General features: G+C 61.7%; 26 protein-coding genes. 14 read left to right on the top strand and 12 right to left on the bottom strand.

The genetic code is table 11. From position 1 onward, the window contains the following. Positions 1-15 precede the first annotated feature (15 nt). The 3 genes from AC07FD_RS24920 to AC07FD_RS24910 form a co-directional block, all read right to left on the bottom strand. Positions 16-1,179 (bottom strand): alpha/beta hydrolase, encoded by a 1,164-nt coding sequence (locus AC07FD_RS24920; protein ID WP_478352002.1) that lies wholly within the window; start codon positions 1,177-1,179, stop codon positions 16-18. A gap of 141 nt (positions 1,180-1,320) precedes the next feature. Further along, the gene (locus AC07FD_RS24915; RefSeq protein ID WP_478352001.1) at positions 1,321-2,394 is read right to left on the bottom strand and encodes an alpha/beta hydrolase; all 1,074 of its coding nucleotides are present in this window, start codon (positions 2,392-2,394) and stop codon (positions 1,321-1,323) included. Between the two features lie 98 nt (positions 2,395-2,492). Beyond that, positions 2,493-3,896 carry an aminopeptidase P family N-terminal domain-containing protein gene (locus AC07FD_RS24910; RefSeq protein WP_478352000.1) on the bottom strand — a complete coding sequence of 468 codons (1,404 nt, stop codon included), beginning with the start codon at positions 3,894-3,896 and terminating at the stop codon, positions 2,493-2,495. A 204-nt stretch (positions 3,897-4,100) separates the two neighbouring features. Between AC07FD_RS24910 and ilvA the strand changes: the two genes are divergently transcribed. Further along, a complete protein-coding gene (gene ilvA, locus AC07FD_RS24905; protein ID WP_478351999.1) occupies positions 4,101-5,357 on the top strand; it encodes a threonine ammonia-lyase IlvA in 1,257 nt (418 codons plus the stop codon). A 15-nt stretch (positions 5,358-5,372) separates the two neighbouring features. After that, on the top strand, positions 5,373-5,933 hold the full coding sequence (locus tag AC07FD_RS24900; protein WP_478351998.1) for a DUF1697 domain-containing protein: 561 nt from the start codon (positions 5,373-5,375) through the stop codon (positions 5,931-5,933). Positions 5,934-5,938: 5 nt separating this feature from the next. On the opposite strand, the gene AC07FD_RS24895 is transcribed toward AC07FD_RS24900, so the two are convergent. Both AC07FD_RS24895 and AC07FD_RS24890 read right to left on the bottom strand, forming a co-directional pair. Then, on the bottom strand, positions 5,939-6,232 hold the full coding sequence (locus tag AC07FD_RS24895; RefSeq protein WP_478351997.1) for a DUF2218 domain-containing protein: 294 nt from the start codon (positions 6,230-6,232) through the stop codon (positions 5,939-5,941). Positions 6,233-6,371: 139 nt separating this feature from the next. Beyond that, complete coding sequence (locus AC07FD_RS24890) at positions 6,372-6,812, bottom strand: VOC family protein (protein WP_095090732.1); 441 nt, start codon at positions 6,810-6,812, stop codon at positions 6,372-6,374. 208 nt (positions 6,813-7,020) lie between these two features. On the opposite strand from AC07FD_RS24890, the gene AC07FD_RS24885 reads away from it, so the two are divergent. The 3 genes from AC07FD_RS24885 (at position 7,021) to AC07FD_RS24875 (ending at position 9,184) form a co-directional block, all read left to right on the top strand. Next, the gene (locus AC07FD_RS24885) at positions 7,021-7,617 is read left to right on the top strand and encodes a cold-shock protein (protein ID WP_457152787.1); all 597 of its coding nucleotides are present in this window, start codon (positions 7,021-7,023) and stop codon (positions 7,615-7,617) included. A gap of 215 nt (positions 7,618-7,832) precedes the next feature. Then, positions 7,833-8,396: a DUF192 domain-containing protein gene (locus tag AC07FD_RS24880; protein ID WP_478351996.1), complete on the top strand. Its 564-nt coding sequence runs from the start codon at positions 7,833-7,835 to the stop codon at positions 8,394-8,396. Between the two features lie 20 nt (positions 8,397-8,416). After that, entirely contained in the window at positions 8,417-9,184 is a 768-nt protein-coding gene (locus tag AC07FD_RS24875) for an alpha/beta fold hydrolase (RefSeq protein ID WP_478351995.1), read from the top strand. Here AC07FD_RS24875 and AC07FD_RS24870 read toward each other — a convergent pair. Then, on the bottom strand, positions 9,163-9,795 hold the full coding sequence (locus AC07FD_RS24870) for an HD domain-containing protein (RefSeq protein WP_478352011.1): 633 nt from the start codon (positions 9,793-9,795) through the stop codon (positions 9,163-9,165). The genes AC07FD_RS24875 and AC07FD_RS24870 overlap by 22 nt on opposite strands. Positions 9,796-10,005: 210 nt before the next feature. On the opposite strand from AC07FD_RS24870, the gene AC07FD_RS24865 reads away from it, so the two are divergent. The 3 genes from AC07FD_RS24865 to AC07FD_RS24855 all read left to right on the top strand — a co-directional run bounded on the left by AC07FD_RS24865 (position 10,006) and on the right by AC07FD_RS24855 (position 12,136). Continuing rightward, complete coding sequence (locus tag AC07FD_RS24865; RefSeq protein WP_478351994.1) at positions 10,006-10,644, top strand: VOC family protein; 639 nt, start codon at positions 10,006-10,008, stop codon at positions 10,642-10,644. Positions 10,645-10,931: 287 nt separating this feature from the next. After that, positions 10,932-11,780 (top strand): serine O-acetyltransferase, encoded by an 849-nt coding sequence (cysE, locus tag AC07FD_RS24860; protein WP_379097267.1) that lies wholly within the window; start codon positions 10,932-10,934, stop codon positions 11,778-11,780. 152 nt (positions 11,781-11,932) lie between these two features. Beyond that, complete coding sequence (locus AC07FD_RS24855) at positions 11,933-12,136, top strand: DUF3126 family protein (RefSeq protein ID WP_006200852.1); 204 nt, start codon at positions 11,933-11,935, stop codon at positions 12,134-12,136. Between the two features lie 64 nt (positions 12,137-12,200). Here the strand turns inward: AC07FD_RS24855 and AC07FD_RS24850 are convergent, their stop codons facing one another. After that, positions 12,201-12,932: a hypothetical protein gene (locus AC07FD_RS24850; RefSeq protein ID WP_478351993.1), complete on the bottom strand. Its 732-nt coding sequence runs from the start codon at positions 12,930-12,932 to the stop codon at positions 12,201-12,203. 121 nt (positions 12,933-13,053) lie between these two features. Here AC07FD_RS24850 and AC07FD_RS24845 point away from each other — a divergent pair, with 121 nt between their 5' ends. Further along, entirely contained in the window at positions 13,054-13,395 is a 342-nt protein-coding gene (locus tag AC07FD_RS24845; RefSeq protein ID WP_478351992.1) for a DUF6949 family protein, read from the top strand. 19 nt (positions 13,396-13,414) lie between these two features. Continuing rightward, positions 13,415-13,942 (top strand): gamma carbonic anhydrase family protein, encoded by a 528-nt coding sequence (locus AC07FD_RS24840; protein ID WP_478351991.1) that lies wholly within the window; start codon positions 13,415-13,417, stop codon positions 13,940-13,942. A 40-nt stretch (positions 13,943-13,982) separates the two neighbouring features. On the opposite strand, the gene AC07FD_RS24835 is transcribed toward AC07FD_RS24840, so the two are convergent. The 5 genes from AC07FD_RS24835 to AC07FD_RS24815 all read right to left on the bottom strand — a co-directional run bounded on the left by AC07FD_RS24835 (position 13,983) and on the right by AC07FD_RS24815 (position 17,753). Beyond that, entirely contained in the window at positions 13,983-14,543 is a 561-nt protein-coding gene (locus AC07FD_RS24835; RefSeq protein ID WP_478351990.1) for an ankyrin repeat domain-containing protein, read from the bottom strand. 85 nt (positions 14,544-14,628) lie between these two features. Continuing rightward, positions 14,629-14,856: a hypothetical protein gene (locus AC07FD_RS24830; protein WP_478352010.1), complete on the bottom strand. Its 228-nt coding sequence runs from the start codon at positions 14,854-14,856 to the stop codon at positions 14,629-14,631. 639 nt (positions 14,857-15,495) lie between these two features. Continuing rightward, the gene (locus AC07FD_RS24825; protein ID WP_478351989.1) at positions 15,496-16,104 is read right to left on the bottom strand and encodes a transglutaminase-like cysteine peptidase; all 609 of its coding nucleotides are present in this window, start codon (positions 16,102-16,104) and stop codon (positions 15,496-15,498) included. A gap of 281 nt (positions 16,105-16,385) precedes the next feature. Next, a complete protein-coding gene (locus tag AC07FD_RS24820; protein ID WP_095091678.1) occupies positions 16,386-17,003 on the bottom strand; it encodes a PilZ domain-containing protein in 618 nt (205 codons plus the stop codon). A 117-nt stretch (positions 17,004-17,120) separates the two neighbouring features. Beyond that, positions 17,121-17,753 carry a PAS domain-containing protein gene (locus tag AC07FD_RS24815; protein WP_184870667.1) on the bottom strand — a complete coding sequence of 211 codons (633 nt, stop codon included), beginning with the start codon at positions 17,751-17,753 and terminating at the stop codon, positions 17,121-17,123. Between the two features lie 390 nt (positions 17,754-18,143). Here AC07FD_RS24815 and AC07FD_RS24810 point away from each other — a divergent pair, with 390 nt between their 5' ends. From AC07FD_RS24810 to AC07FD_RS24795, 4 genes are all read left to right on the top strand, one after another. Next, positions 18,144-18,905, top strand: coding sequence for a rhomboid family intramembrane serine protease (locus AC07FD_RS24810; RefSeq protein ID WP_478351988.1), 762 nt, complete (start codon positions 18,144-18,146; stop codon positions 18,903-18,905). A 90-nt stretch (positions 18,906-18,995) separates the two neighbouring features. After that, positions 18,996-19,427: a CBS domain-containing protein gene (locus AC07FD_RS24805; RefSeq protein WP_184870665.1), complete on the top strand. Its 432-nt coding sequence runs from the start codon at positions 18,996-18,998 to the stop codon at positions 19,425-19,427. Positions 19,428-19,637: 210 nt separating this feature from the next. Beyond that, the gene (gene gatB, locus AC07FD_RS24800) at positions 19,638-21,137 is read left to right on the top strand and encodes an Asp-tRNA(Asn)/Glu-tRNA(Gln) amidotransferase subunit GatB (RefSeq protein WP_478351987.1); all 1,500 of its coding nucleotides are present in this window, start codon (positions 19,638-19,640) and stop codon (positions 21,135-21,137) included. A 4-nt stretch (positions 21,138-21,141) separates the two neighbouring features. Then, positions 21,142-21,633 (top strand): GNAT family N-acetyltransferase, encoded by a 492-nt coding sequence (locus AC07FD_RS24795; protein WP_478351986.1) that lies wholly within the window; start codon positions 21,142-21,144, stop codon positions 21,631-21,633. The last annotated feature ends 7 nt before the right edge of the window (positions 21,634-21,640 follow it).

The following is a 21,640-nucleotide window of genomic DNA, read 5'->3' as shown; positions in this document are numbered from 1 at the left end:
TCGGCGCTCGGCTGATCACCCGCCAGCGCCGACGGTCAGCACCTTGAACGGCGTGGTGATCACGACCTCGGCGACCGAGCCGACGGCCTTGCCTATACCTTGGCCGATGTCATCGAACCGCACCGCGTCGGGCTCGTCCGCTCGTAGAGCGGCCGGTGTGCGCAGCCGGTCGCCGAGCAGTTGCACCAGGATCGGGTTGTCGGCGAATTTGGCATGGTTCAAACGGTCGCCGCTCTTGGTCTTGGTCAGGTCCACCACGACCACGCCATAGCTGGCAAGGTCGGCGGCATTGCCGTAATCGCCAACGCGCGGCTTGTCGCCAGAGATCAGGGAAGACAGCTTGAGCGCGCGGTCGTCGCCTGAGAGCAGGATGGCGAACGGCTTGTCTGGCTTGCCGTAGCGGATCATCTGCTTCTTGAACACATCGACATCGATGTCCGGCGAGGCCAGGACGACATAGCCGAGCTTGCCGCCGAGATCGCGATCGCCGGTGATGGCGAGCTGCCGCAGCGCTTCCATCGTCACCCAGGTTCCCATCGAGTGAGCGATGATGTCGATGCTCTTGACCCGCGTCTTGGCCAGCATCCTGAGCGTCGCCTCGAGGTCGTCGCGCGCCGCGTTGGCGCTTTCCTTGTCGTAGATATAACCGGTCGTCTTGCCGCTTGACGCCCAGGAAAACAGCACCGGAGTGCCGGGATATTTCGTGTCGTGGGCAATCTGCGTCAGCCGATAGATGCCGTCGTCGAAACCGTTGTTGAAGCCGTGCACGAAAACCAGCGCACGTCCGCCGCTCATGGCGATGTCGGCGCCGACCGCCTTGGCGAATTGCGGCGCGCCTTCATAGAAGGTCACGTCCTTGGCGGTGAAATCCTTGGCCGGATTGCTGTTTGCGGATCCCTTGACCCGCTCGATGGCGCCGAGCTGATGGCTTTTGGGAACGGTCACGTCGACCCGGGCAAAGCTGGTGGTCAGCGAACGGTCGCCGTCGTAGACCTGTCGCGGGTTCTTTGTTGCCCTCTGCCGGGTGGTGGCAACGAAGATCTCATGCGTCGCAGTGATGTCGGAAGTAGGCACCGTGATCGTCGTCTTGTTGAGCAGATCATGGGTTTTCTGGCCGGCGCAGCCGGTGACAGCGAGCGCGAATGCGACGACAAGGTAGCTCTTCGAACGCACGGTCACACGCCGGCTCCGCAAAGGGGGACGTCAAACGCATGACGTCGCTGGATATTCCGATAAAGCCAGAGCGCGGCGCGGTCCAGTTCAAAGTGCGCCTAGACGTCTGCGATGCTGAACAGGCACGGCAAAATCGTGGGATTTCGTCTATTTCCCGAGCAGGCCGATGCGATCGGTCACGTCACGATCGCTGGCAAAGCCGTCATCGTCGCGCAGCCGCTGGCCGATCATCTTCACCAGTTCGGGATTGTCGGCGAATTTGGTGTGGTTGAAGCTATCGCTTCCCTTGACCTTTGAAAGATCGACCACGGTCACGCCGTAGGAGGCAAGATCGGCGGCATCCTTGTAGTCGCCGACGCGTGGCCGCGAGCCGGCAATCAGGCCGGAGAGCCTGAGTGCCCGATCGTCGGCGGACAACAGCAGGATGAATGGTTTGTCAGGCTTGCCGTAGCGCCTCATCTGGCTCTTGAACACATCGACATCGATGTCGGGCGAGGCCAGCACCACGTCGCCGAGCTTGCCGCCGAGATCGCGGTCGCCGCTGATGGCCATCTGGCGCAGCGTTTCCATCGTCACCCAGGTGCCCATCGAATGGGCGACGATGTCGATGCGCCGCGCTCCGGACTGCTCCAACATCCTCAAGGTCACTTCGAGCTGGTCGCGGGCCGCGCTGGCGCTCTCCTTGTCATAGACATAGTCGGTGGTCTTGGCGCCGGAGGCCCAGGAAAACAGCACCGGCGTGCCCGGATACCCGGAATCGTGGACGATCTGGGTCAAGCGGTAGACGGCATCATCGAAGCCGGTGTTGTAGCCATGGACGAAGACCATGACGCGGCCGCCCCGCGCCGCGATGTCAGCGTTGAGCGCGCTGGAGAACTTCGGCTGTGCGTCGTAGCCGACGACTTCGGACGCCATGAAATATTTCGCCGGGTCGTCGGATTTGCCGCGCGACCGGCGCTCGATCTGGCCGGTCTGGTGGGAGCCTGGCACCGTGACGGTGACGCGGGCGTAATTCAGCGTGGCCGAGCGCTCACCGTCGAAAACCTTGTTGGGATCGTCGGATTTCTTGCGCGTCGTCGCGATGAAGATGCTGTGGTTGCCGGCGATCTCCGTCACCGGCGTCGCGACGATCGCGCTACCAAGCAGTTCCTGTGTTTGCGTACCGGCGCAGCCGGCGACGAGCAAGGCAAGGACAATGGCAAAGCTATTCTTCAAAGGCACTCAGAAATTCCAACTCCGGCCAAAAGGCCTGCCTACCCCCGCGACATCCCGGACAGCCAGAGTGCGGCAGAACTAAGTCGCGTCCAGCCGAAATGTGGTCAGCGCCCGGTCACAGTCATCGCACTGTTGCGCGAAAGCCAAAACGGCGGCAGAAACGCCGGAATGTTGGAGAAGGGCAACACCTCCGGCTTGAGGCGGATGCCGAGTACATCCGCCATGAAGCCGCGTCGCGCCTCGATGCGGCTCCAGGCCTCGGGATAGCGCGCCGTGATCTCCTCGCGCAGAGGCTCGTCGGCAAGCGCGATGCCGTCCTCGATATTGGTGGTGAAATAGGCGCTGCCGGTCGCCGGAATGACGTCGACCTGCAGCGCCATGCCCGATTGCAGTCTGATGTCGGAGCCGGAAAACACCGGCGAATGCATCCATTCGTCGATATGGACGAGATGGCCGGGATTGAGTGAAACACCAAAGAACGGATCGCCTATGCGGTCATGCACCGCTCTCCACAGCGTGCCTCCCGTGGTGCCGATGCCAATCGCTTCGTACCAGTCGACGACAGCGGCAAAATAGGGCGCGACCAGTCTTTCGACATAGTCGTGGATGGCATGCGGAAGTTCGGATGCCTCCTCCGCGAGGAAACCGGCGCGTGCATTGAGCGCACCCTGGATGCCATAGGCCATGGTGATCGGGTCGCCACGCCGGATGATGTCGAGGCGCGGGCTGGGCAGGCCATAGACGGCGCGCTTGCCCGCCGACAGCATCGGATGACAGCCATGCGGCAAGCCGTTCATGCCCATCAGCCGGGCCGCCTGCAATTCGGTCATGCCGGGTTCGATGCCTTGCAGGACATTGCGCAACCCCTGCGAGGTGAAGGTCGCGGCGAATTCGAAGGCAGCCAGTTGGTCGGCCTCGTTGATGGCGCGCAGCCCGTCGGTGGGGTTCATCAGCAGATTGGCCGCGTTCACGACCGCGCCCTTGTCGCCGACAAGCGCGCGCAGCGTATCGGCGATGAAGGAGGGCAGGTCGAGCGCCATCTCGCCAAAACCTGCATCGCCTGCGCCGAACGGTTTCCAGGCGATGGCGCCGATGCGCTGGCCGGGCCTCAGGCCGCTATCGGCGAGGATGTCGGGCAGCGCGTCCGAGCGATCGCGCGGCTGCGCCGGCAGCGAGAACGTCTGGTAGAGGACGCGTTCGTATGGCCCATCGCAGAGTTCGGCATAGCCCCAGCCTTCATTGCCGACGAGAAGCCTTGGCTGCTTGCCGGGAACGATGATCAGCAGCGTTTCCTCGAAGCGTGGATCATAGCCCGAGAGATAGGCAACATTGGCCGCGTGTTCGCGGTCGCCATAGATGGCGAAGGCATCGAGGCCGGCCTTGGCGCCCAGTGCCGTCAGCGCCGCGATGCGGGCTTCGTGGGTGGCGCGCGCAACCAGCGGCATCACCGTCGGCTCGCCGAATTCCGGCAGCGACATGGATTTCAGGCCGACCGATGCGACAGGCATGAACAAACGCCTCCAAGTGCTTGCAAGGATTCTGCGAATGCCCGTTGCGGAGGGGCATGAATGGCCGGACAATGGCGTCGGGGCCCGGGATATGCAATAGGCGGGATCGGCCGCACGACGGCAGCGCGTGCAACAAACAGCCGGAGCGCGGCCCGATCGATGATAGAGGTCTGCGGATAACAGGCGGTGCAAGGTGGTTTTCCGATGAACAGTTTCTCTTCCCGTGTCGCCACCGCTGCCGCCGCGATCCGCCAGATCTTTCCGGAAACGCCGCTGCAGGAGAACGACTACCTGTCGAAAAAGACCGGGGCTCGGGTGCTGCTGAAGCGTGAGGACCTGTCGCCGGTGCGTTCCTACAAGATCCGTGGCGCCTTCAATTTCTTCCGCAAGACGCTTGCGGCCGGCAACGAGGCTGAACTGTTCGTCTGCGCGTCCGCCGGCAACCATGCGCAGGGCTTCGCTTTCGTCTGCCGCCACTTCGGCAAGAAAGGCGTCGTGTTCATGCCGGTGACGACGCCGCAGCAGAAGATCGACAAGACCAGGCTGTTCGGCGCCGATTTCGTCGAGATCAGGCTGGTCGGCGACTTTTTCGACGATTGCTACCGCGCCGCCTTCGAATTCACCGAAAGTTCCGGCGCCCACATGGTGCCGCCCTTCGACCACAAGGACATCATCGAGGGCCAGGCGACTGTCGCCTATGAGATTGCCGACCAGATGCCGGGCGCCCGCATGCCCGACATCATCATGCTGCCGGTCGGCGGTGGCGGGCTCGCCGCCGGCGTCACCCACTATTTCGCCGATCAGGGCCGCGAAGCGCGCTTCGTCTTCTGCGAGCCGGCCGGCGCGCCAAGCCTTCGCGAGAGCCTCATTGCCGGAAAGCGCCTGAAGCTCGCCAAGGTCGATAATTTCGTCGATGGCGCGGCGGTCGCCGAGATTGGCCGCGAGCCGTTGCGGCATCTCAAGGATTTCCCGGCCGACATGGTGCGGCTGATCCCGGAAAACCGGCTATGCGCGACCATGATCGAGATGCTCAATGTCGAAGGCGTCGTGCTGGAGCCGGCCGGCGCGCTGGCGATCGACGCGCTGAAGGATTTTTCCAGGAAGGAGATCAGGGGCAAGACGATCGTCGCCGTGGTTTCGGGCGGCAATTTCGATTTCGAGCGTCTGCCCGACGTCAAGGAGCGGGCGTTGCGCTTCGAGGGCCTGAAGAAATACTTCATCATCCGCTTTCCGCAGCGGCCGGGCGCCTTGCGCGATTTCCTTGAAATGCTTGGGCCCGACGACGACATCGCCCGCTTCGAATATCTGAAGAAATCGGCCCGCAATTTCGGTTCGGTGCTGATCGGCATCGAAACCAAGGATCGCCGCAATTTCGACCTGCTCAAGGCGAATTTCGAGGCCGAAGGCGTCCAGTACCAGGATATCACCGATAACGAGACGCTGGCCGGGTTCATCATATGAGTGATCGATGATCAGATGACTGATCAGGGAAAAAGCTTCGTTGCGCTGTTTTCCGGCATCAATGTCGGCGGCAACCGCATCGTCAAGATGGCGGAGCTACGGTCGTTCTTCGAGGACCTCGGCTTTTCCGATGTCGCCACCTATGTGCAGAGCGGCAATGCCGTGTTTCGGGCAAAGGCGGGTGACGCGGCGACGCTGACGAAACAGATCGAAGCAGCCTTCGAGAAGAAATGGGGATTCCATTCGCGCATCATGGTGCGCGATCTCGGCTGGTTCGAGCGGCTGGTGAGCGAAAATCCCTATCCGGAAGTGGCCGCGGACCACACGAAGCTCCACGCCTATGTGCTGGAGCGCGAGCCGACCGGCGATGAGGTGGCGCGGCTGGCCGAAAAGTGCACCGGTCCCGAACGGTTCTTGATCAAGGGCGACGTGCTCTATTTGCACGCGCCGGACGGGCTCGGCAAATCGGTCTTTGCCGGCCTGATCCCGCGTACGCTGAAAGTGCCGGGCACCGCTCGCAACTGGCGCTCGGTGTTGGCTCTGCTGGCGATGGCCGGTCAGGCAGGCGGAGCTTAGGCCGGTTACGCTGCCGTGGTGGGCTTCCAGTCGAAGGTCAGTTCTTCGCGAAAAGCAAAGCGCTTGATGTGATCGGCGACGACGCTTTCCAGCCGCTCGAGTGATCCGTTTTCCTCGGTTGACACCGTGATATGCAGCGCGCTCGCATCGGCATCCATCACCGTGCGACCGAGCGAGAGATCGATCGTGCCATGGTGCGGATCGAACTCGACGGGGAATTTGTGCGCCCAGTGCTTGCACAGCTGCTGCAAATAGCGGCTGGCATGTTCGGTGGCGACATCGGCATGGCTGGTCGGCATCAGTGAACTCTCCGGGAGGGCAGGCGCCCATTGCTTGACATGGCGCCAGGCTTGCCAGGCTGGCGCGACAGCCGGGTAGATAGGTGCCGTCGCGCAAAACGCCAAAGGCTGCCGGGCGATCTTTCGCCCGGATCGAGGCCTACCAGCTGCCGGTGTTCGCCATTGAAGCCCAAGGTTCGGCCTTGGCCTTGGCCGGGCCTTTTTGCAGGAGCTCGATCGAAATGCCGTCCGGCGACCTGATGAAGGCCATGTTGCCATCGCGCGGCGGCCGGTTGATGGTGACGCCATTGTCCATCAGATGCTGGCAGGTGGCGTAGATGTCGTCGACCTCATAGGCGAGGTGGCCGAAATTACGCCCGCCCTTGTAGTCTTCCGGATCCCAATTGTAGGTCAGTTCGACCAGCGGTGCTTTTTCGTTGACGCCGCTCTCCTCGTCCTCTGGCGCGGCCAGGAAGATCAGCGTGAAGCGGCCTTGCTCGTTTTCGTAGCGGCGCACCTCCTTGAGGCCGAGCTTGGCGCAGTAGAAATCGAGCGAGGCGTCGACGTCGGCGACGCGGACCATGGTGTGCAGATAGCGCATGTGACTTCCTCGATGAATTGCGTTGCGGCGCAACATAGGGTCGACCCGCTCAAAGGGCAATCGTTCGGCACTGCGCAATGCCGGCAAAGAACAAATCCGGTATTCCCCCAAAAAAGGCACGTCAGGTCTTGCACACACCGGAAGCCGCGGTGTTAATCTGGTGTCAAGAATCAGTTGCGGTGTTCTTGAAAAATAAGGGGGCATTGTTATGGGGGAAAAGGCCTCTTTCACGGGGCGGAACGGAACCCTTGGCGACGCCTTGCATCGTGACGAAGGCGGCGATGCTGCCGATCTGCTCGAAGTCGCTGGCGCCATCAAGTGGTTCGATGTGGCCAAGGGCTACGGTTTCATCCTTCCGGATGACGGCATCTCAGGCGACATCCTCCTCCATGTGACATGTCTTCGAAAGGACGGCTTCCAGACGGCTTTGGAGGGCGCACGCGTGGTCTGCCTCGTCAAGCAGGGCGATCGCGGATTGCAGGCCTTCCGGGTGCTCTCCATGGACGTCACCACCGCGGTCCATCCTGCCGAAATGCAGGAGCAGCGCACCCATATCGCGGTGACGCCGGAAAGCGGCCTCGAACGCGCTTTGGTGAAATGGTTCAACCGCACCAAGGGGTTTGGTTTTCTCACCCGCGGCGAGGGCACCGAGGACATCTTCGTCCACATGGAGACGTTGCGCCGTTACGGCATCACCGAGCTTCGGCCGGGGCAAGTCGTGCTGGTTCGTTTCGGGCGCGGCGACAAAGGCCTTATGGCCGCCGAGATTCACCCCGACATGGGGACCTTGCCGGTCTCGCACTAATTCAGTCGCCCAAAAGTGGCCCATCCCGACAGATCGGGATGGCGCTCTATCTCCTCTTTGTTTGACCATGATCTCTGGACATACGGTTTCCGTTTGTCCGAGAAAATCGGTTCCACTTTTCGGGATCGTGGTCTAATGCATGTCGCCCAAAGGCATGCCCACGAGCCTGATCCGAGGCGACGTGCTCCAGGACAATTTCCGGTCGAGGATTTTGAATGGCTTACAGGAACTGGCTGACGGCGGGGGTGTTGTGCGCCATTGTCGCCGTGGTCGTGGCCGCAGGTGCTTACTTCTATTCCGACCGGCCGACCGCGGCCGACAGCCGGGCGATGATCCTTCCGGCCGATCCGGCGCCGCTGGTTGTGGTGACGAAAGGCGGCGATCGCTCTTTTTCCATCGAAGTCGCCAACACCGCCGCGGAGCGCGAGGCTGGGCTGATGTACCGCCAGGACATGGCGGACGACCATGGCATGTTGTTCGTGTTCGATATCCAGCAGCAGGTTGGCTTCTGGATGCAGAACACCCCGATGCCGCTTGATCTGATCTTTGTCGGCCAGGATGGCAAGATCCGGGCGATCAAGCACGGCGAGCCGCAATCCGAGGCCATCATTTCGCCTGGCGTGCCGGTGCGTTTCGTGCTGGAGCTCAAAGCGGGCACCGCCGCCAGGAACGGCATCGAGTATGGCGACCTGTTACGCCATCCGGCCGTTGGCACGGCGTCTGGTCCGGGCGTGCCGCCATCGGACAATGGCGATGCGCCCAACGGCGGTGCCGGTTGAGCGCGCAGGCGGGATCGCTGATGCAGTTTTTCACCCATGACGGCTTTGATCTTGCCTTCCTCGACCGCCAGCCGGCGTCGGGTGAAGGCGATCCGGTGCTGATGATCCATGGCTTTGCCTCGACCCATTATGTCAATTGGGTATCGCCGGGCTGGTTCAAGACGCTGAACGATGCCGGTTACCGCGCCATCGCCTTCGACAATCGCGGCCACGGCTCGTCGTCGAAGAGCTACGACGAGGCCGACTATACGCCGGACAAGATGGCTTCGGATGCCGCCGCCTTGCTTGGCCATCTCGGCATCGAGCGCGCCCATGTCATGGGCTATTCGATGGGCGCGCGCATCGCGGCGTTCCTGGCTCTGTCCGATCCTGACAAGGTGGCGACGCTGGTCTTCGGCGGTCTCGGCATCGGCATGATCGACGGCGTCGGCGACTGGGATCCGATCGCCGCGGCCCTGCTCGCCGACGATCCCGCGGCAACCAGTCATCGGCGCGGGCGATCGTTTCGCGCCTTCGCCGACCAGACGCGCAGCGACCGCCGGGCGCTGGCCGCCTGTATCGCCAGGTCGAGAGAATTGCTGAGCGAGGACGATCTTGCGCGCATTGCCCAGCCGACGCTGATCGCCGTCGGCACGACGGACGACATTGGCGGCTCGCCGGACGAACTCGCGGCATTGATGCCGAACGCCAGGGCCTTTCTCATCGAGGGCCGGGACCATATGCTGGCGGTCGGGGACAAGACCTTCAAGCAACGCGTGCTGGAGTTCTATGCCGAAAATCCGCTCTGAGCGGACGGCGGCGGGGGCGTAAGGGCCGCCAACGAGCGCGCCATATTCGCTCGGGCCTGCGGCTCGAAGCGCCGGCGAAACTCTTCGGTGTGGAAGATATGCGGGCGGGCGAGGAAATTCTTCAGGACCGCGCTGCGGCCGGTCCGCCACATCGGCTCCTCCACCCAGGCATATTCGCGCCGGACAGCGCGCTCATACGCGTCGAAGGCATCCGGCGCAGCACCCAGGATCGACAGGTCCATGTCGAGGAAAAGACCGGCATCCCGTACTGCCGTCGGGTCGTCAAACAACGGAAGTTGGTGGGTGGCTGTAGAGACGATCATCGCCGAGATGCGGTCGAGGCGCCCGGCTTCAGCCCGGCCCGCAAGCTTCTTCCCGGCAAGGGCGGCACTTTGGATCTCATTGTCCTTGGCCTTGCTGTCATAAATGGCATCGTGGAACCAGATCGCCGCTTCGACGGCTTCGGGATCGCCGAGCAACCCTCGATAGTCGCCTGCGAGCGCCAGCATCGCCTCGATATGGGCAAGGTCGTGATAGTGGCGGTCTTGCGCGGCGTAGAGCGTCGAAAGCTCACTTTTCAGCGCGTCGTCGATCAAGGGTTCGTTTTCCAGAAACGGCGTCACTATCCACCCGATGAAATACTCCCGGCATCCTGGGCCAAAACACGGCATAGCGGAAGGCGTCGGGGGAGTCATGGTGCAGCAGCCGATTGACCAATTCGCATGATGGCGGGAAGCTGCTTGGCATGAGCAGGATCCACGCGGTCACCCGCTCGGACGCATGTTGTCATTTTCATAGCACTCAAACCCAAGGAGCCTGACATGACCACCGCAACCGAGACCTCCAGACCGGGGACTATCGACATGAAGCTGGAGGCCGTCATCATTTCCGTTTCGGATGCCGATCGGGCCAAGCGTTTCTATGGTGGCCTGGGCTGGAGGCTCGATGCCGACTTCGTCGTTGGCGATGCGTTTCGGGTCATACAGTTCACGCCCCCAGGTTCGCCATGCTCGATCCATTTTGGCAAGGGTCTCACGACCGCCGCGCCAGGCCCTGCAAAGGGACTTTATCTCGTGGTGTCGAATATCGTGGCGGCACGTGCCGAACTGGTGGCGCGCGGGGTCGATGCGAGCGACGTGTTTCACCGTGCGGGCCCCGGGCAGCCGCCGATCAGCGGCAGAGATCCGGAGGGGCGCAGTTATTCCTCCTTTGCCTCGTTCAGCGACCCGGACGGCAACAGCTGGCTGCTGCAGGAGATCACCCAGCGATTGCCTGGGCGTGTGGATGCGCACGACACGACATTCACCTCATCGACCGAGCTAGCCGCAGCGCTGCGGCGTGCGGCAGCCGCGCATGGCGAGCACGAGACGCGGACCGGCGGACAGCGCGATGAAAACTGGCCCGACTGGTATGCCGAATACATGGTGGCCGAACAGTCCGGCAAGCCGCTGCCGACTTAACCAGCGGCCATGGTAGCGCGGCGCCATCGACGTCGCGGTTCACTTGGGCTCGCAGGCCATCTGATCGCCATGCTTTCCGCCCGGCCAAGCGCGGAAGGGTCGCTTGTTCGGCGCGTCGTCGATCAAGGGTTCGTTTTCCATGGCCGCTTGAATTCCCGAGAACCAAATCCATTTGACAAAGCACTAAGGAAAATTGAGTTCAATCGTGCTATGATCTGGCTTATATGTGCGGCCGGACAACAGGCAGGCACAACAGGCCAGGCCGGCAGACGCAGGACGAGACGGCGATGAACAGCATCAGCATTTCCCGACACAGCGCATTGCAGCCGGTCGATCCGATCTGGCGCTCGATCCGCGACGAGGCGATGGAGGCGGTCAACCGCGACCCGCTGCTTGCCGCGTTCCTCTATTCCACCATCCTCAACCAGGACAGCCTGGAAGAGGCGGTCATCCATCGGCTTGCCGAGCGGCTCGACCATCAGGACATCGGCTCCGATCTCATCCGCCAGACCTTCAAGTCGATGCTGGCCGACGACAAGGACTGGCCGACGACCGTGCGCGTGGACATCCAGGCCTATTACGACCGCGATCCGGCCTGCGACCGCTTCATCATGCCGGTGCTCTATTTCAAGGGCTTTCACGCCATCCAGACCCATCGGCTGGCGCATTGGCTGTGGAAGCAGGGCCGTAAGGATTTCGCGCTCTATCTGCAGAGCCGTTCGTCCTCGGTCTTCCAGACCGACATCAACCCGGCCGCCCGCATCGGCAAGGGCATCTTCATCGACCACGCCACCGGCCTCGTCGTCGGCGAGACCGCGGTGATCGAGGATGATGTGTCGATCCTGCATGGCGTGACGCTGGGCGGCACCGGCAAGGCCGGCGGCGACCGTCACCCCAAGATCCGCTACGGCGTGTTGATCGGCGCCGGCGCCAAGATCCTAGGTAACATCGAAATCGGCCATTGCTCGAAGATCGCGGCAGGCTCGGTGGTGCTGTCGCCTGTACCGCACAACAAGACGGTTGCCGGCGTGCCGGCCCGGGTTGTCGGCGAGACGGGCTGCGATCAGCCGTCGCGCCAGATGGACCAGCTTCTGCCGTCGCAGACGATGGATCAGGTCGTCAGCTTCGACATCTGATTTTCATCTGCCCGCTGCCTGCGGCCGGGTGCCGGCCGTGGGAAGGAGCGGGCGGTTGTTCCCGTGTTATCGGGCCGCTTGCCTTTACATCGCCATTGTCGACGTGCCAGAAGCGCGTTCGAACGAGCAAGCCCGATGATCGGAGAAGACTGTTGAAGCCCGACGAAATCAGAAAGCTGGACGCCTATTTCAAGCGCGTCTTCCAGAACCCCAAGCTCGAGGTCAAGGCACGGCCGCGCAAGGAAGATTCGGCCGAGGTCTATGTCGGCGACGAGTTCCTCGGCATCGTCTTCAAGGACGAAGACGACGGCGACTACAATTTTTCGATGGCGATCCTCGACATCGATCTGGCCTGAGCCAGTAAGTCCTGCGCTCGGCCGGCTCCGCTTCGAATGCGGCCGGCCGGCCCGATTTCTCCTCCTAATGTCGTGTTTTCAGGAAGCGAGCGGCTTCGCTGGCGATTGCTGCGTCGAGCGCCTGCCAATCACCCAGGAACTCCCTGGGGAAACGATAGGTGAGGCTGAGCTCGTCGCCAACCTGGATGTCGCGCTCGCAGGGCGCCAGCGATTCCTCCGCACTCGGCCCGCTCAGGCAGCGGGCCACGAACGGATCCTTGCCGGGGCGCTTGCCGACAACCAGCACCTCGTTGAGGTAGCCTGATTTCTCGTTGAAGCCGTACACCGTCGTGCCGCCAGGCCCCGCAATGCCGGGCTGGATGATCAACGCGCTGTAGATCGGCGCGAACCGGCCGCTCATGTCGCGCGACATCATCTGCTGTTCGAAGGACAGGAAGATTATGTTCCGGCTTGCTCCCATGTGATTGAAATCGTCGCGCGCCGGCTCGCTGTAGCCGTCCATCTGGGGATAGCGCAGATAGAGGTCGAGCCGCGAGGCAATGCCGTCGCGCCGGGCCTGGGCGAAACGGATGACGTTGGCCGGCACCACGATGACATTGTTGCCGATCACCACCTGATGGATGGTTGCGTCATCGGTGTATCCGGCCATGGCGATCGAATGGCCGAACCATTTGCCGGCAAGGCTGATCGCTACCGACAGCAGCGCCAGCGCCGCGAATGCATAGAACACCCGCTTCATCAGCATGGAATCGACCACGGTGAGTTGGGGGCCGTCGCTGATCGCTGCCTGTTTCATCTCAGTCCTCGGATATCAGCCGTCCGCCCTTGGGTGTCCTCGGGCGGCACACATCGCGCGGCACGGCTCTTGCAGCCTTCATGGAACGACTGTGCAATTTCATGGTAAATGGAACGTAAAGATGGGCACGCTGGAACTCACCGTATTCGCTTTTGTCGTCGGGATGACAGCCTGCGGGCTGGCTGGATCGATGATGGAACTGGTGTCGGGCCGCAAGGTCGCTTTCACTGAGCCCTACGTGTCGCCGTCGCATCTGTTGCGCTCGCTGCTCGCCACCGCTTGTGCGGGCCCCTGCATGTTGGTCAACGACGCCCTCGATGCCCGGCGTGAGCGCCGCATTTCGACCTTGGCGCTGATGTCCTGCGGCTGCACGGCGATTGCCTGGTCGTTGGCACTGGGCGTCGTCGTGCTTGCCATTGCCTCCTGGACGATCGGTCTCCTAGGCTCGAGCCTTCCAGGTTGAGACGATTCGGAGACCGAAAATGCCGCTTTACGCGATCGATGGAACGGAACCCAGCTTCGCGGATGCGGACTCAAACTGGATCGCGCCCGATGCGACACTGATCGGCGACGTGCGGGTCGGCCGCAATGCCGGCTTCTGGTTCGGCGCCGTCATCCGCGGCGACAATGAGCCGATCGTCATCGGCGCCGACACCAATGTGCAGGAACATACGGTCATGCACACCGATCCGGGCTTCCCGCTGACCATCGGGCAAGGCTGCATCATCGGCCACCGCGCCTTGCTGCACGGCTGTACGATCGGCGACAACAGCCTGATCGGCATGGGCGCCATCGTGCTGAACGGCGCCAGGATCGGCAGGAATTCGCTGGTTGGCGCCGGCGCGCTGGTCACTGAGGGTAAGGAATTCCCGGACAATTCACTGATCGTCGGCTCGCCGGCCAAGGCGATCAGGGTCCTGGACGAGGCGGCCATTGCCAGACTGCGCGGCTCGGCCGCGCATTACGTCGCCAATGGCAAGCGCTTCAAGGCGGGACTGAAGAAGGTTTGAGGCGCGCCCTCGCTCGCCGATGGTTTCATCGCGCCCCAACTCACCGTCGGTTGGAGCTGCGCCTGGCCATCGCATCGCGCAGCAAGGAAGCGCCGGCTTCAAAGCCGCCAATGTCGGCCTCCTCGGCGGCAGTCCTGTAGTCATCGATGCGGGTTTCGAGCGCGGGGTCGGCGCCAGCCGCCAAAAGCAGGCGGATCGCCTCGACGCTCCGGATGGCCACTGAATAGTGAAGCGGCGTCCAGTCGTTCACGCCCCGCATATTGGGATCGGCGCCACCCTCGATCAGCACCCGCACGATTTCCAGTCTGTCGACCCGGTCGGTGGATAGAGCCGCAATGATTGCCGGAAATCCACCGTGATCCTGATAATTCGGATCCGAGCCCGCATCCAGCAAAGTCGAGATGAAGCCTAAGGGACTCCAATAGATCGCATATTCCAGCGGATGCCCGAGGCCGAGTTCGAACGGCATACGTTCGTCGAACCAGCAGGGCGAGCCGCCCAAGGCCACGCCGAGGCCCTCGAAATCGCCAGCCTTGAACGCATCGTCGATCGCCTTGAACAGACGATGGCGCTCGCATCGATCTTCCGGGATTTCCAACATCGCCGTGATCCAGAATTGGAATTAATGGCTCATACTGCATCGACTAATCGATCTCTGAAAGCTGGATCGCGGGCAAGGGGCAGGCTTATCCGATGTTCCGGAGCCGGCCGTGGCCCGCCGACGGGTCATCAGGCGTAATGTCATTCAACAAGTGATGACACTCAAGCGGATGCCATTTCCTGGCCGCTACTCGACTTCGGACGCGCCGTCGGTAGGCAACAGGCGACAACACGTCCCGCGTCTTGTGGCGGGTTTGATTGCAGAATCTGCAGGCTGCAACGAGGTTCTCAAGTCTGTTATTGCCGCCATTCATCTTGGGTTTCAGATGTTCAGCGGTGCATTGGAAACGATTGCGCAATCCAATGGGGAGGCGTTGAAGCTCCGCGAAAAGCGTCAGACCTCCATTCCACATCGAAAATCGCAGTAGAAGCATCGCCATTTTTGCTTCTCGGCCTGCACAGTTCTAAGTTTTGCTAGTGTATTTGAGTTGCCCATTTCACACATCCTTTTGCTTCATCAACATGAAGCGGATGTGCAGCAACCGCGTAATCGATTGCCCCTCATTCGGAAGGGAAGTCCCTCGCACGAGACAGCACCCGGTAGAGTGCCACTCCGCAGTATTTTAGTGGTAGACGATGATCTTGTGACCAGCATCCATACAGGAACCGACAACGGTTCCCAGGCGGCCTATAGACCGCCTCCACACACCATTAATACTTCAAAATTTGGCGACGATCAACTCGACACCGTTCGGTGACTTCAATGAGCTGCGCCAGAAATGGCGGAGCCGGCCCGGGGACGGGGCCGGCTCCTTTGACCCGGTCGTTGGGGACGGGGAGGGTGGGGACTCGACCGGGTTTCTCCTGAAGCGATCGCCTTCATGCGACGCGCTTGACCTCTAGTTTATGCATGTCGTTATCTCAAAACCGGGGCCACTTTTGAGCGACATGCATTAGCGGACGCTGGCGACGGCGTCGGAGCGGCCGTCGTTTATCGTCACCCAAACACCGGAATTCTGGTCTGACTGGCGCTTGAGGTAGGTGTAGTCAGTGTCGGTCCAGGCCAGCACCTTGGTTTCCAGATTGTCGAGGATGAATTCCCCAAGGCTGGTGCGCACGGTCAGCACCGCATGGCCATCGCCATTCGGCTGGCGCGCGACCGTCATCAGCAGATTGCCGGCCGGCACGCCCGCATTCATCAATTCGCGACGCTTTTCCAGCGCGTAGTCCTCGCAATCGCCATAGCCATTGTCGGGATAGGCCCAGTATTCCTCGGCACCGTAATTTTCCATGTCGGTGCGCGGCTTGACCCTTGCGTTGACCGAATTGTTGATGCTGACGATCGTCGCCCACAATTTGCGGGTCAGTTCGACCGGCGGGCCCTTGGGCGTCCGTTCGCTGCATTCGCCAGGTATGCGCTGGCAGAATTCATAATGGCCAACAGGTTGCGTGGTGCGTCCGCTGGTGTGCATATAGGCCGGTCCCGCGGCATATGCTGATCCCCAAGCGGAAAGCTGCATCGCCATTGCCGCCAGCAACAGCTTGCCCCTCGTCTTCTTCATTCTTGTAGTCTCCCCGTTCGAAGGAGACATTGCCACATGTGGATTTATTTGGGGCAAAAGTGCGAAGTAGATATTGAGTAAAACCCCAGTAGAATAAGCGTAAAATTTGAATCATTTGAGTATTGAATTGTTTGGAGTTTTGCGGCGAGGCGCTCCGCGAGCCTCTATGTCATGCGGCCCTGCAGGAAAAGGCCTCGGACTGTCGAAGCTTCTCCGTCTGGGCATGAAAAACAAAAAAACCGGCCGCTAAGGGCCGGTTTCCCGGAGTGCTTCAGGCCTTGTCAGGCTCGCGGGGTGTTGAATTCGGAATCGAGCGTTTCGGGACGCTGGATGACGGCGAACTCGATGGCGACGCCGTCCTCGAAATGGCGGACGATCTGCCCGCGCATCGTGCCGAGCATGACCTGGACGCCGATCGCCGGCTTGACGTCGATCTCGATCGCGGCGCCGGAAAGCGACAGGTCGATGATACGGCACTGGTACTGGCGCCCGTCGGTGAGTTGCAGCACGCTGGTCGGGTTGCGCGGCGCGACACGCTCGTGCCGACGGTCTTCCGGCAGGTCGAGTTCGTGCTTGTTCGCAAGCCACGTCAATTGCGCGGCAAGCTTGTCCTTCTTGCGGTCGGACGCGATGACGGTCATCGCGAAACCATCCTGCAAGGTGCGCGTGACGACACCTTCGATACGGCCGATATGGTCGATATAGGCGATGACTTTTTCGCCGGGCATGCCAATGCGTTCGGTGCGAAGCGCTACATTGCCCGGTGACATGTCGACGACCTGGCAGGGGTGTTCGGTGCGGTCTTCCAGCATGAAGCGCCCGTAAATCTTGACCCGGACGCGCTGAAAGTTACGCCTTTCAGCTTGGGACGGCGCATAGTCGACCGCCGCTGACCTCATGACTGCCACACCTCGTTTGGCATCCCGCGCGTCGATGCGAGGAACTTCATCGGAGAAGTACAACAATGGGGGTTAATAAAGGGGAAAAGCAGGTCCCGTTGCTGCGAGATTTGCCCCCTATTCCTCGCGTCCGCCATCGAAGACGACGAGATGGCGGATGCGGCGCGCGCGGCCGAGCGCCGATATCGTCTCGGGTGCCGCGAGTTCGTCGGGAACGAGCGAAGGAACATCGATCGCCGGACGGTTGTTGAGGAGCTCCTTCTCCGGATCGATGACGCGAATCGAATCGATCAACGCGTCGGTGATCGGATCGGCACCCAGCCAGAAGGGCTTCTCCACGGCGCTGATCACGCCCAGGCAGCGCGGATTTTCGACGCCGCCGTCAAGCGGCAAGGCGAGCAGTTCGAACTTGTTGGTACGGCCGTTGCGGCTGAAACCCTCGAAGGCGATGAGCACGACCGACTTCTGGTCGAAGACGCCATGGATCAGCCGCGAGACGAGCCGCTGATCCTTCTCGCGCCACAGCGACGGAAAGGAGAACCCCTTGAGTTCGCGGCCATAGCAGGCGCAAAGCCTGGTGCCGGCCAGCCGGAAGACGGCTTGCCCGCGTGTGTCCCTTTCCAGGATGAACGTATCGGCCAGCAGCGACTTGATGTCGGCCGGCTCGACCTCCGAACGCTTCGGGGCGGGGCGTCCGTCACGCAGGCGGTTCCAATATTGGAACAGCGTGATCGATCCGTTCTGGTTCATGCTATGCTGCTCCGCGCAATCTGTCGTCTGATGTCCCATCGGTGAACAGAAAGGGCGCCCTCCGATGACCTACATGCGTTGCGGAGCAGGAAGCGTGCCAGCGTCGTTAACACTTGTTCACGGGTCGGGGCCGTTAAGGTTAACAACTGGTTGACGTTGCAGCGAAGCGGCCCCTATGGCACACAAAAACCACTCCAGAAGCGGTCGTTTCGCGACGATCGGCAGCACTTCAGTCAAGAGTTTTAGGGGGAGCAGGGGGCTCGACCGGCCGTTCAAGGGAAACCTTGAGCGGCTTTTTTTTGATTCGCCATGAGGCGATTCGCCGTTTGCGGTTCGTTCGGGGGTGATCTAGATGCTCGAACCCGAATCCCTGCTTGAGTGCAATTTCATATGAGCGAACCGGAAGGCCCCTCGGAAATCGAGCCGATCGAGGATGGACCCGAACAGCGGCGCGAGCCGGTCTTCAATCTGCCACCTGTCGTCCTGGCGGTGATGGGCATATGCGCGGTCGTCTACCTGTTGCAGCAGTACGTGCTGACGCAGGAACAGCAACTGACGCTGCTCTACGACTGGGCCTTCATCCCTGTTCTCTACACCGGCAAATACGGCTTCGACTGGTTCCTTTTCACTCGCCCGTTCACCTACGCCTTCCTGCATGGCAGCTTCGCCCATATTGCCATCAACATGGTCTGGCTCGCCGCTTTCGGTTCGCCATTGGCAAATCGCCTGGGGCCGCTCCGGTTCGCGCTGTTCTTTGCGGTGACCGGGCTGGCTTCGGTTGCGCTTTTCTGGGCCATGCATCCGTACGGAGAAGCGCCGCTGGTCGGGGCATCGGGCGCTATTTCCGGCATGATGGGCGCTGCCGCGCGTTTCGGTTTCCACACTCAGCGCTCGTCGGCCGGCAAGGCTGCCTTCGCCGGCCCCGTGCTGCCAATCGCCATCGTCCTGCGCTCGCGCGGCGTCGTGATCTTCCTTGCCGTGTGGATGATCATCAACCTCGCCACCGGCCTTCTCGGCTTTGCCCCGGGAATTGACGGCCAGATCGCCTGGGAGGCTCATATTGGCGGCTTTGTCGCCGGCTTCTTCGGCCTGCGCTGGTTCGACCGACGATGGCAGGCGCCTGAATGGGACACCACCGACCGCCGCACTTGAAATGCAACCCATCACGGCGCACCATGTTCACTCTTATGTGAAAGCCGGTCAGGGCAGGAACCGGCAGGCAAAGCAGAGGAGGAGGACGCCATGACGGTTAAGGCAATTCTCGAGAAGAAAGGCCATGACGTGTTGACGCTCGGGCCGAACGAAAAGCTGAGCGAAGCCATCCGCATCCTGGCCGAACACAAGATTGGCGCGCTGGTCATCACCAATGGCGATCGCAAGATCGTCGGCATTCTTTCTGAGCGCGACATCGTGCGGGTCGTCGCCAGGGAAGGTGGAGCCGCGCTCGATATCGCCGTGCGCTCGGCGATGACGCCGAAGGTGAAGATCTGCAATGAGAACCACACCGTCAACGAGGTGATGGAGATCATGACCAAGGGCCGCTTCCGCCATCTGCCGGTGGAAAAGGACGGTATGCTCGATGGCATCGTGTCCATCGGCGACGTGGTCAAGCGCCGCATCGAGGACGTCGAGCGCGAGGCCGACGAGATCAGGGCCTACATTGCCACCGCTTGAGCGGTGAACGGAAACCGCCGGCCGGCGAACCGACCGGCGGAGCCGCGGTCCAGCTGCGGTCGATCCCACTCGGGTTCGAGGCGGCTGAAAAGGCCAGGCTGTGGCTTTACGCTTGTCTCTTTTGGCGGTTTGCACTAGCGAATGACTTCCACGTTCGACGTGAAATTCACGTTCAAATGTGAGTTCAGTCACCGCAAGTCGCAGGCCATCATGACCCTCATCGACACCCGTACCCCCGATGCAAAACGCCTGATCCCCGGCGCCACTGGCGACTGGGAGATCATCATCGGGCTCGAGGTCCACGCTCAGATCACCTCGGAGGCAAAGCTGTTTTCCGGCGCCTCGACCGCTTTCGGTGCAGCGCCCAATGCCAATGTCAGCCTCGTCGATGCGGCCATGCCGGGCATGCTGCCTGTCATCAACGAGGAATGCGTCAAGCAGGCGATCCGCACCGGCCTTGGCCTGAAGGCGCAGATTAACCACAAGTCCGTCTTCGACCGGAAGAATTATTTCTATCCGGATCTGCCACAGGGCTATCAGATCTCACAGTTCAAGCAGCCGATCGTCGGCGAGGGCACGGTGACCGTCTCGGTCGGTCCGGATCGTCAGGGCGAGTTCGAGGACATCGAGGTCGGCATCGAGCGGCTGCACCTGGAGCAGGATGCCGGCAAGTCGATGCACGACCAGCATCCGACCATGTCCTATGTCGACCTCAACCGCTCCGGCGTGGCGCTGATGGAGATCGTCTCCAAGCCGGACATGCGCTCGGCCGATGAAGCCAAGGCCTATGTCACCAAGCTGCGCACCATCGTACGCTATCTCGGCACCTGCGACGGCAACATGGATGAAGGCTCGATGCGCGCCGACGTCAACGTTTCGGTGCGCAAGCCGGGCGGCGAGTTCGGCACGCGCTGCGAGATCAAGAACGTCAACTCGATCCGCTTCATCGGCCAGGCCATCGACTATGAGGCGCGCCGGCAGATCGCTATTCTCGAGGATGGCGGCAGGATCGACCAGGAAACGCGGCTGTTCGACGCCGTCAAGGGCGAGACGCGCTCGATGCGTACCAAGGAAGAGGCGCACGACTATCGCTATTTCCCCGATCCCGACCTTTTGCCGCTGGAATTCGATCAGGCCTATGTCGACGCGCTGGCTGGGAAATTGCCCGAATTGCCGGACGACAAGAAGGCGCGGCTGATCGCTTCGCTCGGCCTGTCGATCTATGACGCTTCGATCCTGGTCTCGGAAAAGCCGATCGCCGCCTATTTCGAGAAGGTGGCTTCCGGCCGCGACGGCAAGCAGGCCGCCAACTGGGTCATCAACGATCTGCTCGGGCAATTGAACAAGGCCGGCAAGGATATTGAAAACGCTCCAGTTTCGCCCGATCAGCTGGGTGCGGTCATCGATCTGATCAAGGATGGCACCATTTCCGGCAAGATCGCCAAGGACCTGTTCGAGATCGTCTGGAACGAGGGTGGCGATCCACGCCAACTGGTCGAAAGCCGTGGCATGAAGCAGGTCACCGACACCGGCGCCATCGAGAAGGCGGTCGACGAGGTGATCGCTGCCAACCCCGACAAGGTCGAACAGGCCCGCGCCAAGCCGAGCATGGCCGGTTGGTTCGTCGGTCAAGTGATGAAGGCGACCGGCGGCAAGGCCAACCCGCAAGCGGTCAACGACATCGTCAAGGCCAAGCTGGGCATCGAGTAAGGCGGTGTTCGTCCGCACCGCCGGAGAGCGTGACTTTGCCGCCGTGCGAGCGCTGCTGGTCGAAACCTGGCATGCGACCTATGACGCCATCTATGGTGCCGAGCGGGTCACCGAGATCACCAATGAATGGCACTCGCTCGTCTCGCTGAAGGCGCGGCTGGCGAAGCCGACCGCCGAGTTCCTCGTCGCCGATGATGGCAAACGTATCGGCGGCATGGCATTTGCCGAGGCTGTGGATGGCGGCGGGCTGGTCATGCTGAAACAGCTCTATGTCTTGCCCGCCCTGCAAGGGCGAGGCATTGGCGGCATGCTGCTCGATGAGATCATCGAGAGTTTTCCCGAAGCCCGCGCCATCCGGCTCGAAGTCGAGGAAAAGAACACGCACGCCATCGCCTTCTATGAAGCGAATGGCTTCGTGCGGGCAGGCCGGACCGATAATTGCGGTTCGGCCCGGTCCGCCATCCCGGCATTGGTCTACGAGCGGGTACTGGATTAGGCGCGTA

It is taken from the genome of Mesorhizobium waitakense (assembly GCF_056431085.1).
This window is presented reverse-complemented; position numbering and strand designations above follow the sequence as displayed.